We start from the raw sequence: 14376 nt of genomic DNA, 5'->3' as shown, positions 1-14376 counted from the left end.
ATAGCGGCGCTCAGTGGGATCGAGGTGATCCCCCCTCGCTTGGTAGCTTGCTTACCAAGACTTTACCAAGTTATCTACGACAGTGTGTAGGTGGGTGGGATTTATTCCTGCGCAGAGTGCGATTCGGGCTCCTTGTCGGGCACCGTCACGTATGGAACCTTCTGGCGCAGAATGCCATACGTCTCCGCGCCGAGCACGATGAGCAGGGCGCCGACGACCGTGAGGAACAGCGCCATCCGGTCGTAGAAATCGAAACGCTGCAGCACCGCGACCACCACCAAGGCGACCAGCAGCTTGCCCACCCAGCTGACCAGCATGACCAGGCCCGCGGTGCTCGGCGGGAGTTTCGCGCCGAACAACACCACCGCGGCCGTGGTCAGAATGAACCCGCCACCGATGGCCGCACCGATCAGCGCACCCCACAGCCCGGGCACGCCCGCGGCGGCCGATGCAATGGCCACCGACAGCACCACCAGCACGATCAACCCGATGACGCCGTAGCGCAGCGCGGCCTTGAGCGGTGCGTCGGGACCGGGAATGGGTGTTGGTTCGAAAGTCACGGTAGCGACTTTACCTGGGCCGATATCAGGGATCGACGGGCTCCTTGCGGCGCAGGCCGGGGATGGCGGTCACCACCAGGGCGAAAACCAGGCCACCCGCCATCAACAGCACGACAAGTCGCCGATCCATCAATGCGGTACCGACGGCGCCGAAGGCGAGCACACCGACCCACAAGTAGATCAGCAACACCACCCGGCGATGCGAATGCCCGATCTGCAGCAAACGATGATGCAAGTGCATTTTATCCGGAGTCGAGAAGCTCACGCCCGCGCGCACGCGTCGCACAATCGCCAGCAACAGATCGAGCACCGGAATGAACATCACCGCGCCGACCAGCAGCAGCGGCGACAGCAGACCGACGATGTCGCGAGGTCCATAGCCATTCAACGGAATTCGGCCGGAAGCACCGGTCGACACCGCAGCCAGCATCAACCCGATCAGCATCGAACCGGAATCGCCCATGAATATTCTGGCGGGCTGAAAATTGTGCGGCAGGAAACCGAGGCAGGCACCCGCCAACGCGGCGGCCAGCAGTGCGGGCGGATAAGTGTCGACCGAACCGCCCTGGTCGTAGAGCAGCCCGACCGAGAAAACGAAGACCGCGCCCGCACAGATCAACCCCAGCCCGGCGGCGAGCCCATCCAATCCGTCGACGAAATTCATCGCGTTGATCAGAGTGACAGTGATCGCCACGGTCACCAGACCGCCCTGCAGGGCGTCGAGCACGACGGTGGTGTCGTTGAACGGGTCGTAGATGACGTACCAACTCAAGCCCATCACGGCCATCACCCCCGCCGCGGTCACCTGACCTGCGAATTTGGTGAGCGCGTCCAAGCCCCAGCGGTCGTCGACGATGCCGACGAGCACGATGAGCGTGGCCGCGATCAACACCGCGGGAATGTCCGGCGCATAGTCGAAGCCACGGCGCAGCGCCGGCAGTTGGTGGGCGAACAACACCGCCGCGACCACACCGATGTACATGCCGACACCACCCATACGCGGAACCGGCTTGACGTGCACATCGCGTTCACGCGGTACCGCGACAGCGCCGAAAGCGATGGCCAGCACCCGAATTCCGCCGGTGGCAAGGAAGGTCACCGTCGCCGAAATAAGCAACACGAGCAGCAGCTCGCGCAAAGGAACTACGGAACTCATCCGATTATCTGATCCGCCATACGATCACACCGTCCGATCATCGCGAGACCCCGATCACCGTGCGATGGCACTGGTCAGAGCCTCCGGCGACATTCCGAGCACATCCGCGATATCGGCGACTGTCACCGCGCCCTCGCGCAGAATCCGCGGCTGGTCGGCGGTGAGGTCGACGATGGTGGAAGCAACGGCATGTTCGGCCGGACCGCCGTCGAGGTACACCCCGACCAGATCGCCGAGCTGATCACGAGCCTCGGCTGCCGTCGTGGCGGGCGACTGTCCGGAGACGTTGGCACTGGAGACCGCCAGTGGGCCGACCTCACGCAACAACTCCAGCGCAACTGGCTGCAGCGGCATCCGCAACATCACCGTGCCACGGGTATCGCCGAGATCCCAGGCGAGCGAAGGCGCCTGCTGCACAACAAGACTCAGCCCGCCGGGCCAGAATGCGCGAATCAATTCACGCGCCTGCGGACGCACCGAGAAGACCAATCCATCGATGGTGTGCCACGAACCGACCAACACCGGCACCGGCATGTCCCTACCGCGCCGTTTGGCCGCGAGTAACGAACTGACCGCCGACGAATCGAACGCGTCGGCGGCAAGGCCGTAGAGCGTGTCGGTGGGCAGCACGACCAGCCGTCCAGATTTCAGGGTGCTGGTTGCCGCGGCCAGTCCGGCGGCGCGCGAGTCAGGATCCGCGCAGGCGTAGACGGTACTCACACCGACCATCCTGTCACGCACGGACAGTGCGGCCACCACCCGCTCCCCTGTCGGCGTCAGGTGCGAGTCGCCGCGACAAAACGGGGTTTGCCCGCCAGGTCGGGGTGCTCGGCAATGTCGGTGAATTCGCCCTGTTTTGCCAGCAGAGCGGCGAGGTCGGATCCGTTGGAGTCATCGTGTTCGATTGCGGTGACACCGCGGGGGCGCAGTAGGCGGGCGATGGTGGGAATCATCGCGCGGATGACATCGAGGCCGTCCGGTCCGCCGAATAGAGCGATGCGCGGGTCGTGCTCGGCGACTTCGGGTTCGAGTTCGGCACTGTCAGGGATATAGGGCGGATTGGATAGCACCAGATCGACGCGCCCATCGAACTCGGTCAGCAGGTCCGGATCGGTGACGTCGTCGGCGTACAGAGTGATGGGAGTATCGCCTGCGGCAATGCGGAGATCGGCATTACGCCGCGCCCACTGCAGCGCCGCCTGGTCGATCTCGACCGCGTGCACGTCGGCGTCGGGACGGGCCTGCGCGATGGCGAGCGCGAGCGCACCGGAGCCGGTACACAGGTCGACCACGATGGGTGTGTGGTCGTGCGGCAGGGCTTCCAGCTGACCGAGCGCCCAGGCGAAAAGCAGCTCGGTTTCCGGGCGGGGGATGAACACGCCGGGCCCGACCTCGAGATCGATCTCGCCTATCGAGGCGGTACCGGTCAAGTGCTGCAAGGGAATTCGTTCCGCACGCCGGGCCACCAGCACGCGATAGGCTTCGAGTTGGCCGGGCTCGACCAGCGGCGTCATCGCCAGCCGGGTGCGCTCGACGCCGAGCAGGTGGGCCGCGAGATGCTCGGCATCGGCTCTCGGGCTGTGCACACCCGCCGCCGCCAGGGCCTCGACGGCCGCATTGATGGCTGGACGCAATGGTTCACGGCTCATAGAGGCGACTCTGCCGGAATTTCGGTTATTCCGCGGCCATTCTGGCTTCGCGATCCGCCTTGCCGAGCGCATCCAGCAATGCGTCCATGTCACCGTCGAGCACGGCGTCCAGGTTGTGGGCCTTGAAACCGATGCGGTGATCGGCGATGCGGTTTTCCGGAAAGTTATAGGTGCGGATGCGCTCGGAACGATCGACGGTCCGGATCTGGCTGGCCCGGCCCGCCGCGGCCTCCTGGTCGGCCTGTTCCTCGGCCAGCGCCTGCAGACGCGCCGCGAGAACCTGCATGGCGCGCGCCTTGTTCTGCAACTGCGAGCGTTCGTTCTGGCAGGTCACCACGATGCCCGACGGCAGGTGGGTAATGCGAACCGCCGAATCGGTGGTATTGACACCCTGACCGCCCTTACCCGAGGAGCGGTAGACATCGATGCGCAGATCGGATTCGTCGATCTGCACCTCTTCCACCTCATCGGGTTCGGGATAGATGAGCACGCCTGCCGCCGAGGTGTGGATTCGCCCCTGCGATTCGGTCACCGGGACGCGCTGCACCCGATGCACGCCACCCTCGAATTTGAAGCGCGACCAGACACCATCGCGGGTGGCGTCTTTGCTCTTGATCGATAGCGTCGCTTCCTTGTACCCGCCCAGATCCGAGTAGGCGACGTCGAGGGTCTCGACTTTCCAGCCGCGACGCTCGGCATAACGGATGTACATGCGGGCCAGATCGGCAGCGAAAAGGGCCGATTCCTCGCCGCCTTCGCCGGATTTCACTTCGAGCACTACATCGTCGCCGTCGTGCGGGTCGCGCGGCGCGAGCAGGTCCGCGAGAGTCTGCTCGAGCTCTTCGACCTGCGCTTCGAGTCCCGGAACCTCAGCGGCGAAGGCCGAATCATCCGCGGCGAGTTCCCGAGCAGCGTCGAGGTCGTCCAGGGCGGTCTCCAGCTTGCGATGGGTCGTCATCACCGGCGCCAACTCGGCGAATCGCTTACCGACCCGGCGCGCCGCGCCCGCATCGTTGTGCAGCGACGGATCGGCCAGTTGCGATTCCAGCCCGGCGTATTCGGCCAGGATGTCGTCGATGGCGGATGGGGCAGTCCGCTCGGCCATTTGATGAACTCCTACTTGTGTTGTCGGTCGCGCGGGCGCGGCGGGCGTGGCCCTGGTGACCACCGTTGGGCGGCACAGACTTTCGACGCAAAGCTGTTGGGATGCACCCGCGAGGCCAATAAACAACGCCCGGCCTGCCGAGGGCAGGACCGGGCGTTGGCGAGGAAGCTACTTGGTGTCTGCTTCGGCCGGCTTCTTGGTGGCGCGCTTGCCGTAGCGAGCCTCGAAGCGAGCCACGCGGCCGCCGGTGTCGAGGATCTTCTGCTTGCCGGTGTAGAACGGGTGGCACTGCGAGCAAACCTCGACGGTGATGTGTCCCGACTCCTTGGTGCTGCGAGTCTGGAACGTGTTGCCGCAACCACAGACGACCGTGGTGTCGACATACGTCGGGTGAATTCCTGCCTTCATGGGTGTCCTCTCGATATTGGCCGCCGGGTCGCTCTCACAAATCGGAGAACGTGAACCGGAGCCGACTTAGGCGGGAGGTCTACTCAGCCGAGCAGACGCAACGACCGTTCAGTATGCCAGAACTGCCGCTACGCTCCCAAAACGCATCCCGCTACCGGTTTGTTCCCGGCCCACGGGAGCACTCAGGGGCTCCGTGTGCACGGAGCCCCTGAGTACGCTGTTGAATTCGCCGGAGGGCTGGTCAGCTCACTCGTCGAGCGCGCCAGGCGCGGTCTTGCTCACCTGCATCAGGAACTCGAGGTTGTTCTTGCTCTTCTTTAGTCGGTCGATCAGCAGATCGATCGCCTGATGCGAGTCGAGACCGGTGAGTACGCGGCGCAACTTGTGCAGCACCGCGGCCTCGTCTGGGCTGAGCAGTAGCTCGTCCTTACGGGTACCGGACGGGTTGACGTCCACTGCGGGGAACACCCGCCGTTCCGCGATCTTGCGGTCCAGCTTGAGCTCGGCGTTGCCGGTGCCCTTGAACTCCTCGAAGATCACCGTGTCACCGGTCGAGCCGGTTTCCACCATGGCGGTGGCGATGATCGTCAGCGAGCCACCGTTTTCGATATTGCGCGCCGCGCCGAGGAACCGCTTGGGCGGGTACAGCGCGGTGGAATCGACACCACCGGACAGGATTCGACCCGAGGCGGGCGAGGAGTTGTTGTACGCACGACCCAGCCGAGTGATCGAATCGAGCAGCACCACAACATCTTTGCCCATTTCGACCAGGCGCTTGGCCCGCTCGATGGCCAACTCGGCAACCGAGGTGTGGTCTGAGGGCGGACGGTCGAAGGTGGAGGCGATGACCTCACCCTTCACCGAACGCTGCATATCGGTGACCTCTTCAGGTCGCTCGTCGACCAGCACAACCATGAGGTAGACCTCGGGGTTGTTGATGGCGATGGCGTTGGCGATGTCCTGCATGATCGTGGTCTTGCCCGCCTTGGGCGGGGAAACGATCAGCGCACGCTGGCCCTTGCCGATCGGCATGATCAGATCGATCACACGCGTGGTCAGCTTGTTCTGCGTGGTCTCGAGCCGCAGTCGCTGGTTCGGGTAGAGCGGGGTGAGCTTGCTGAACTCCGGACGCCGCTTGGCCGCATCGACATCGCCACCGTTGACGGTGTCCAGGCGCACCAGCGGATCGAACTTCTGCCGCTGATTGCTCTGCTCACCGTCGCGCGGGGCACGCACCGCACCGGTGATCGCGTCACCGCGGCGCAGGCCGTTCTTGCGCACCAGGTTCATAGAGACATAGACGTCGTTCGGTCCGGCCAGATAACCCGAGGTGCGCACGAAGGCGTAATTGTCCAGCACATCGAGGATGCCGGCGACCGGCTGCAAAACGTCGTCGTCGCGGAGCTCGAGCTCGCGAGCCTCGCCGGTGCCCGCGCCGCCATCGCGGTCACGACCTCGGCGGCGTTCCCGGAAGCGCCGTCCGCGCCGTCCGCGACCGCCCTCGTCCTCGTCGCCGCCGCGGGTGCTGTCGCCACCCCGGCCGCCGTCACGGCCACCACTGCTGCTGCCGCCGCTGCCGTTCTGGTTGCCACGCTCGGACTGATTGCGCTCGCGACGGCGCTCGCCCTGGTCCTGATCCTGCTTGGGCTCGTCACCTCGCGATTCGGACGATCCGGATTCACCACCGGCCCGGCCCTGGTCACGACTGCGACGCTGCCTACCGCGTCCACGCTGACCTGGCTCGCGACCCGATTCCTCAGTGGTCTCGCTCGGCGCGGCTTCGGCCGGCGCCGAATCACCCTGCGCGTTCTCGGCGCGAGCGCTTTCGACGCGCGGCTTGTCAGACCGGGCTTTGTCGGACCGAGTCCGATCGGAGCGACTGGACTTCGACGGAGCAGCCTGCGTCTCGCTCGACGCGACAGCGGGCGCCCCGGCGGCAGCCTGATTCGATGGAGCGGAAGCCTCTTTCGCCGGAGCGGAAGCCTCTTTCGCCGGAGCGGAAGCCTCTTTCGCCGGGGCGGTGGCCGCGGCCGTCACGTCCAGGGTCGCCTGCTCGCCGCCTGCCTGCACCGCCTTGGCGGTGTCCGCGTCGGACTTCACCTCGCCACGCGCGGATTTTTCGGCCTTGGCCGACTTTCCGGCCTGATTTTCTTTGATAGCGGCGATCAAATCGCCTTTGCGCATTCCGGAGGTTCCTCGGATACCGAGCTCCCCCGCGAGCGCGCGCAACTGCGGCAACAACATTCCAGTCAGCCCCGATCGTGCGACGTCGGTTTGTTCGCTCATCTTCGAAATTTGTCCGGAGTCACTTTCGCGGTCGCCCGGGGACGTTGGGTTGGATTCCACCCCGGGTGTCGCGAGCAGGTCCGTATCTGTCACGGAAATCCTTTCCTTCCCTCGAGCGCCGTGTGCTATTTCGAGGGTTCGTTCCGCAGTCCGGGCACTCTGCCGGACTCGGATGGTGCCGTATCACCTGCCCCGCCGGACCGGCGGCTTCGCCACCGATGGTGAAAGGTGGGAGAGATCATTCCAGTTGCGCAGCTACGCAGCACCTCCATGGCCTGGAGGCTCGAGCCTGGAGCCTGCTGGAGCGATTGCCCTGATGAAGCACCGGCGTCTGATGCGCACGATGTACGGACCTGCCCAGGATAGCTGGCAACCGTGAACCTCGGCAAGACGGACTCGCCGTCAGTCCGTCCAGACGCCTTCCGCGAGCCCCGGCTCGACCACCCGCAGCCCGTCTGCGATCGCCAGTTCGCGGAGTTCCCGGGGGAATTCGCTGGTACTGAGGGCCAACACGGTGGGGCCCGCGCCGGAAACCGTCGCCGCGATACCGGCCGCGCGCAAGCGGTGGATCCAGGCGGTGGTCAGTGGTAGCGCGGGAGCACGCTGGGGCTGGTGCAGCCGATCCGCAGTCGCGGGCAGCAGTAAATCGGGACGCTGGGTCAGCGCGACGACCGCCAGCGCGGCCCGGCTGACGTTGAACGCGGCGTCACCGTGCGCGACGACCTCGGGCAGCAGTCCACGGGTATGCGCGGTCGACGAGCGTTCCTCGGGAATAAGCACCACCGCACGCAGCGCCGGATGCGGGTCGAGACGGACCGCGCGATAGACGCGGGTCGGCGCGGGTGCCGCGGTGCCGTCCGCACCCGTGTCAGCGGGCCGATCGGTTTCGGTCCACGACACCACCACACCGCCGAGCACGCTGGCGGCAGCATTGTCGGGATGACCCTCGAATTCCGAAGCCAGCTGGACCAATTGGTCGGTGTCGGTGGCCAACCGGGGGTCGAGTTTCGCCGCGAGCGCGCAGCCCGCGGCCAATCCCCCGACCACCGCCGAGGCCGAGGATCCGAGACCACGCGAATGCGGAATCACGTTGCGGCACACCACATCAAGGCCGTCCGCCCAGACGCCCGCCGATTCCAGTCCGCGCTCGATCGCACGCACCACGAGATGTGAAGGGCCCCATGGCACGTCGTCGGCGCCCTCACCCTCCACCCGGATCGTCAGGCCGGAATCGGTAGTGCGCACCTCGATCTCGTCGTAGATGCCCAAAGCCACACCGAGCGAGTCGAAGCCGGGCCCCAGGTTGGCGCTGGACGCTGGGACCCGCGCGGTCACCGACATACCCGCGGGCAGCGTCCTGGTCATCAACTGGCTTTCGCGCGAACCCAACTCAGGCCAGCTCGAGTTCGGCGGCGACCGCGACCGGGTCGACCGCGATCGCCTGTACCTGCGGCATCCCCGACAACGCCGTGTCGGGATCCTTGAGCCCGTTTCCGGTGACGGTGCAGACCACCGTCAGTCCGGAATCCAGCCAACCCTCCCTGCGGGCGGCGAGCAGGCCGGCGATGCCGGCCGCAGATGCCGGCTCGACGAAGACACCCTCGTTGGCGGCGACCAACCGGTACGCCTCCAGAATTTCCTCGTCGGTGGCGGCGCGGAAGACGCCACCGGACTGCTCCTTGGCCTCCATGGCGCCATTCCATGACGCGGGCGCACCGATCCGGATGGCCGTCGCGATGGTCTCCGGGTCCTGCACAGGAGCACCGTTGACCAGCGGCGCGGCACCCGCCGCCTGCACACCGAGCATGCGCGGCAGCACCGTGGTGATGCCGTCGGCGTAGTACTCACGGTAACCGCGCCAATAGGCCGTGATGTTGCCCGCGTTGCCGACCGGAAGCGCGTGCACATCGGGGGCCTTGCCGAGCACATCGCAGATCTCGAACGAAGCGGTCTTCTGGCCCTCGATACGGGCCGGGTTCACCGAATTCACCAGTCCGATACTGGGAAAATCCGAGGTCACCTTGCGCGCCAGTTCCAGACAGTCGTCGAAGTTGCCCTCGACCTGAATGATCTTCGCGCCCAACATGACCGCCTGAGCCAGCTTGCCCATCGCGATCTTGCCCTGCGGGATCAGTACGGCGCAGGTCATGCCCGCGCGCGTCGCGTAGGCGGCGGCCGATGCCGAGGTGTTGCCGGTAGAGGCACACAGTACGGCGGTCTGCCCGCGGTATTTGGCGTCAGTGATCGCCATCGTCATCCCACGGTCCTTGAATGAACCGGTCGGATTCAAACCCTCGACCTTGAGATAGACATCACACCCGGTCAGCTCGGACAGGTGCGGTGCGGGCACCAGCGGGGTACCACCCTCGAACAGGGTGACCGGCTCCCAATCGGCCGCGCCCGCGAGTCGATCGCGATAGGCCGCGATCAGACCTGGCCAGCGGGAATGCACCCCTGCCTGTGGCGCGACGCCTGCGGTATTCATGCCAGCGCTCCCTGCGTCGGACCGGGAGCATGTGCGCGCCGGAAACCTGTAGGCATATCGCCTCGAATGTCGGCGGCTGTCCGCACATTCGTACTCATTCTTCGGTGCCTTCCAATCTCAGAACACTGGTCACGGATGTGACGGACTCCATCTCCGCCAGGGCGGTCACGGTGTCTGCGAGCGCCGACTCCACCGCCTGGTGGGTGATCACGACCAGGCGCGCACCATTGCCGTGCCCTTCCTGGCGGACGGTCGAGATGCTCACCTCATGCTTGGCGAATTCGCCCGCGACCTTCGCCAGGACCCCGGGACGGTCTTCGACCTGCAGGTTCACGTGGTAGCGGGTGGGTGTATCGCCGATCGGCGCAATCGGTAGCTCAGCATAAACCGATTCGCCCGGTGCGCGACCACCGTAGAACTTATTTCGCGCGGCCATGACCAGATCACCGAGTACCGCGGACGCGGTCGGAGCACCACCGGCCCCTTGTCCGTAGAACATCAGTCGTCCGGAGTTCTCCGCCTCCACGACCACCGCGTTGAACGCGCCACTGACGGCGGCGAGCGGGTGCCTGCGGGGGATGAGGGCCGGGTAGACGCGCACCGAGACGCGTTCCTTGCCGCCCTCATCGAGTCCCGGTTCGCCGGGCCCAGCGCTCACCCGCTCGCAAATGGCGAGCAGCTTGACGGTGCAGTTCACCGCGGACGCGGTTTCCAGATCCTCCGCCGAGATCTTGGAAATGCCCTCGCGGTACACGTCAGCGGCGGTGACACGGGTATGGAAGGCCAGCGAGGCCAGGATCGCGGCCTTGGCGGCGGCGTCGTAACCCTCGACGTCGGCGGTCGGGTCGGCCTCCGCGTACCCGAGCCGGGTGGCCTCGGCCAGGGTTTCGCTGTAGTCGGCGCCGGTCTCGTCCATCCCGGAGAGGATGAAATTAGTGGTGCCGTTGACGATGCCGACGACCTTGTTCACCCGATCGCCCGCCAGCGACTGGATCAGCGGGCGAACGACCGGAATGGCGCCCGCTACGGCGGCCTCGAAGTACAGGTCGGCGCGGCTGCGTTCGGCGGCCGCGGCGAGCTCGCCGGTGTAGTCGGCAAGCAGCGCCTTGTTCGCGGTCACCACGGATTTGCCCGCGTTCAGCGCGGCGAGGATCAGGTGACGCGGCGGATCGATACCGCCGATCACCTCGACCACTAGGTCGACGTCGTCACGAGCGACGAGCGAATCCGCGTCGGTAGTCAGCAGTTCGGCGGGAATACCGCGGTCGGTGTCCAGATTGCGCACCGCGACACCGCGCAGCACGACCGGCGCTCCGACTCGGGATTGCAGGTCCTCGGCGTGGTCACGCAGAATCCGCACAACCTCGGTGCCGACGTTGCCCATACCTAGGACCGCGACTCCGATCGGATGATCGGTTCCCCAGGCGCCTCGGTTCGCGGCATTGGTCATGATTCCACCTCAGTTTCCTTGCGAGACACCCGGATCGGGCCGGTCCCGATGAGCGGCAGTGCAGTCGCTCGGCTCATCACACCTCCAGGCTGAGCAGGTCTGCCACCGTTTCGCGGCGCAGCACCAGGCGCGGCACGCCGTCACGCACCGCGACGACCGCGGGACGGGTCAGCTGGTTGTATCGGCTCGACATCGAATAGCAATACGCGCCGGTGGCCGCCACCGCGATCAGATCATCGGGGCCGACGTCGGCGGGCATCCAGGTATCACGAATGACGATATCGCCACTCTCACAGTGCTTCCCGACCACGCGAGCAACCACGGGACCGGCGGCGGAGGAACGCGAGACCAGGCGGCAGTCGTAGTCGGCCTGATACAGCGCCGGGCGAATGTTGTCGCTCATGCCACCATCGACGCTGACATAGCGCCTGCTCAGGCCGCCGTCCAGCGAGACGTCCTTGATGGTGCCGACCTCATAGAGGGTGACGGTGCCCGGTCCGGCGATGGCGCGACCCGGCTCCACCGCAATGGTCGGCTCGGGCAGACCGGCACGCGCCGCTTCCGCACCGACCAGCTTGCGCAGGCTGGTCGCGAACTCGTCCAGCGGGGGCGGGTCATCGTTCGGTAGGTAAGAAATACCAAGGCCGCCACCGAGATCCAGCGTTGCGATCTGGGTGGTGCGTTCGACACCGAACTTGTCGACGGCGGCGCGCAACAGCCCGAGCATCCGGCGCGCGGCGATCTCGAACCCGTCGAGTTCGAAGATCTGCGAACCGATGTGGCTGTGCAGTCCGACCAGACGGAGATTGTCGGCCTCGAAGACGCGGGCCAGCGCCGCCATCGCGTCACCACCCGCGATCGAGAAGCCGAACTTCTGATCCTCGTGCGCGGTCGAAATATATTCGTGCGTATGGGCTTCCACCCCGACGGTGACGCGGACGAGCACGTCCTGCACCACCCCGGCGCGACCAGCGACGGCCTCCAGGCGATCGATCTCGATCAGCGAGTCGACGACCACATGGCCGACCCCGGCGGCAACGGCGGCCTCCAACTCGACCACGGATTTATTGTTGCCGTGCAACGCGATTCGCTCGGCAGGGAAGTCGGCGTGCAGCGCGACAGCCAGCTCGCCACCGGAGCACACGTCCAGCGAAAGCCCCTCGTCGCGGATCCAGCGCGCGATCTCCCCGCACAGAAATGCCTTGGACGCGTAGTGAACTCGCGCATTCGAGCCGAACGCGCGAACCATATCGCGGCAGCGGGAACGGAAGTCGTCCTCGTCCACCACGAACAGCGGTGTGCCGAACTGCTCCGCGAGATCGGTCACCGACACACCGGCCAACCGCACCACACCGTCGGCGGCGCGAGTGGCGTTGCGCGGCCAGACATTCGCAGGCAGATCGATCAGCTGCGCCGGATTACGCGGCCGCTCGGGCAGATTCGGTGCGTGCGGGATTTCGGCGTGCCGGGGACCAGCCGGGTGCACACTCACGACTGCACCTCGCTGCCGCTGCGCTCCGTCGCGACCGCGCAGGCGGCTGCGCCAATGGTTGCCTCGCTACGCTCACTCACGCTGTCCCTTCCTTCCTCACACTGCTCGTCTGGAACTCCCTCCGGCCCGTTCACATGCGCTCCGGTGCGCTGACGCCGAGCAGACCGAGGCCGTTGGCGAGGACCTGACGGGTGGCTTCACACAGGGCCAGGCGGGCGGTGTGCAGCGGAGTCGCTGTTTCGTCGCCCTTGGGCAGCACCTGGCAGGCGCCGTAGAACCGGTGGTAGGCGCCGGCCAGCTCCTCGAGGTAGCGGGCGATACGGTGCGGTTCACGCAGGGTCGCGGCACTGGCGATCACCCGTGGGTATTCGCCGATGGTGCGAATGAGTTCCCCCTCGTGCTCGGTGGTGAGTAGTCCGAGGTCAGGGTCTTCGGCGCTGACGCCGAGATCGGCGGCGTTGCGAGCCAGCGAGCACAGCCGCGCGTGCGCGTATTGCACGTAGTAGACGGGGTTTTCATTGTTCTGGCTGGTCCACAGGTCCAGATCGATGTCGATGCTCGAGTTCACCGAGCTGCGCACAAGCACGTAGCGCGACGCGTCGACGCCGATCGCCTCGACCAGGTCGTCGAGGGTCACCACGGTCCCGGCGCGCTTGCTCATCTTCACCGCGGCACCATCCTTGACCAGATTCACCATCTGCCCGATGAGCACCTCGACGGTGGCCGGATCGTCGCCGAACGCGGCGGCGGCGGCCTTCAGCCGACCGATATAGCCATGATGATCGGCGCCGAGCATGTAGATGCACAGGTCGAAACCGCGGGACCGCTTGTTCTGGAAGTAGGCGATATCGCCCGCGATGTAGGCGGCGTTGCCGTCGCTCTTGATGACGACGCGGTCCTGATCGTCACCGTATTCCGAGCTGGCGATCCACCAGGCGCCATCTTTGGAGTACAGGTCGCCGGAATCCTTGAGCTGCGTTACGGCCTGCTCGACCGCGCCGGACTCGAACAGCGAGCTCTCGTTGAAGTACACGTCGAAGTCGGTGCCGAAGTCGTGCAGTGACTGGCGGATCTGGGCGAACATCAGCTCGACGCCCTCGGCACGGAACAGCTCGAGTCGCCGATCCTCCGGCAGCGTCGGCGCGTCGGGATGCGCGGCCACGATCTGGTCGGCGATCTCACCGATATAGGCGCCCGCGTAGCCGTTCTCGGGAGTCGGGGCGCCGGTAGCGGCGGCAACCAGCGATTTGGCGAACCGGTCGATCTGCGCGCCGTGATCGTTGAAGTAGTACTCGCGGGTCACCTCGGCGCCCTGCGCGGCGAGCACGCGGCCGAGTGCGTCGCCGACCGCCGCCCAGCGGGTACCACCGAGGTGCACCGGGCCGGTCGGGTTGGCCGAGACGAACTCCAGATTGATCCGAGTCCCGCTCAGGGTGTCCGACGTGCCGTAACCGATACCGGCCGCGAGCACGTGCTCGACGATCGCACCCTGCGCAGACGCGGCGAGCCGAATATTGAGGAAGCCGGGTCCCGCCACATCCGCGGACTCGATGCCATCGGCCGCCGCGAGCGTCTCGGCCAGCCAGGTCGCCAGCTCGCGCGGATTGGTACCTGCCTTCTTGCCAACCTGCATTGCTACATTCGTGGCATAGTCACCGTGTTCAGGATTGCGGGGGCGCTCCACATTGACCTCGTCAGGCAGGACCGCAGGGTCCAGTCCACGTTCGACAAGCACCTTCGCCGCAGTTGCGCGAAGGAGATCTGCAAGGTCAGCTGGAGTCACGA

Annotated in this window: 12 protein-coding genes; all 12 read right to left on the bottom strand. The window is 66.0% G+C overall.

The features are described from left to right. Positions 1 to 101: 101 nt before the first annotated feature. The 12 genes from LKE06_RS12615 to argS all read right to left on the bottom strand — a co-directional run bounded on the left by LKE06_RS12615 (position 102) and on the right by argS (position 14374). On the bottom strand, positions 102 to 560 hold the full coding sequence (locus LKE06_RS12615; protein ID WP_227998800.1) for a Cg1360 family ATP-synthase-associated protein: 459 nt from the start codon (positions 558 to 560) through the stop codon (positions 102 to 104). Positions 561 to 585: 25 nt separating this feature from the next. Further along, positions 586 to 1716: a glycosyltransferase family 4 protein gene (locus LKE06_RS12610; RefSeq protein ID WP_227998799.1), complete on the bottom strand. Its 1131-nt coding sequence runs from the start codon at positions 1714 to 1716 to the stop codon at positions 586 to 588. A gap of 54 nt (positions 1717 to 1770) precedes the next feature. After that, positions 1771 to 2436, bottom strand: coding sequence for an L-threonylcarbamoyladenylate synthase (locus LKE06_RS12605; RefSeq protein ID WP_227998798.1), 666 nt, complete (start codon positions 2434 to 2436; stop codon positions 1771 to 1773). 56 nt (positions 2437 to 2492) lie between these two features. Then, the gene (gene prmC / locus LKE06_RS12600) at positions 2493 to 3365 is read right to left on the bottom strand and encodes a peptide chain release factor N(5)-glutamine methyltransferase (protein ID WP_227998797.1); all 873 of its coding nucleotides are present in this window, start codon (positions 3363 to 3365) and stop codon (positions 2493 to 2495) included. 25 nt (positions 3366 to 3390) lie between these two features. Further along, positions 3391 to 4470 (bottom strand): peptide chain release factor 1, encoded by a 1080-nt coding sequence (gene prfA, locus LKE06_RS12595; RefSeq protein ID WP_227998796.1) that lies wholly within the window; start codon positions 4468 to 4470, stop codon positions 3391 to 3393. A gap of 168 nt (positions 4471 to 4638) precedes the next feature. Beyond that, complete coding sequence (gene rpmE / locus LKE06_RS12590; RefSeq protein ID WP_227998795.1) at positions 4639 to 4878, bottom strand: 50S ribosomal protein L31; 240 nt, start codon at positions 4876 to 4878, stop codon at positions 4639 to 4641. A gap of 246 nt (positions 4879 to 5124) precedes the next feature. Beyond that, entirely contained in the window at positions 5125 to 7164 is a 2040-nt protein-coding gene (gene rho, locus LKE06_RS12585; RefSeq protein ID WP_255648549.1) for a transcription termination factor Rho, read from the bottom strand. A 402-nt stretch (positions 7165 to 7566) separates the two neighbouring features. Further along, complete coding sequence (thrB, locus tag LKE06_RS12580) at positions 7567 to 8529, bottom strand: homoserine kinase (protein WP_227998793.1); 963 nt, start codon at positions 8527 to 8529, stop codon at positions 7567 to 7569. A gap of 25 nt (positions 8530 to 8554) precedes the next feature. Then, positions 8555 to 9649 carry a threonine synthase gene (thrC, locus tag LKE06_RS12575; RefSeq protein WP_227998792.1) on the bottom strand — a complete coding sequence of 365 codons (1095 nt, stop codon included), beginning with the start codon at positions 9647 to 9649 and terminating at the stop codon, positions 8555 to 8557. Between the two features lie 94 nt (positions 9650 to 9743). Next, complete coding sequence (locus tag LKE06_RS12570; protein WP_227998791.1) at positions 9744 to 11099, bottom strand: homoserine dehydrogenase; 1356 nt, start codon at positions 11097 to 11099, stop codon at positions 9744 to 9746. A 76-nt stretch (positions 11100 to 11175) separates the two neighbouring features. Beyond that, complete coding sequence (lysA, locus tag LKE06_RS12565; RefSeq protein ID WP_227998790.1) at positions 11176 to 12591, bottom strand: diaminopimelate decarboxylase; 1416 nt, start codon at positions 12589 to 12591, stop codon at positions 11176 to 11178. A gap of 130 nt (positions 12592 to 12721) precedes the next feature. Next, on the bottom strand, positions 12722 to 14374 hold the full coding sequence (gene argS / locus LKE06_RS12560; RefSeq protein WP_227998789.1) for an arginine--tRNA ligase: 1653 nt from the start codon (positions 14372 to 14374) through the stop codon (positions 12722 to 12724). Positions 14375 to 14376: the final 2 nt, after the last annotated feature.

This window comes from Nocardia australiensis (genome assembly GCF_020733705.1).
GTDB classification, from domain to species: Bacteria; Actinomycetota; Actinomycetes; order Mycobacteriales; family Mycobacteriaceae; genus Nocardia; species Nocardia australiensis.
Note: the sequence above shows the minus strand (reverse complement) of the source record. Positions and strands in the feature narration are given on the sequence as shown.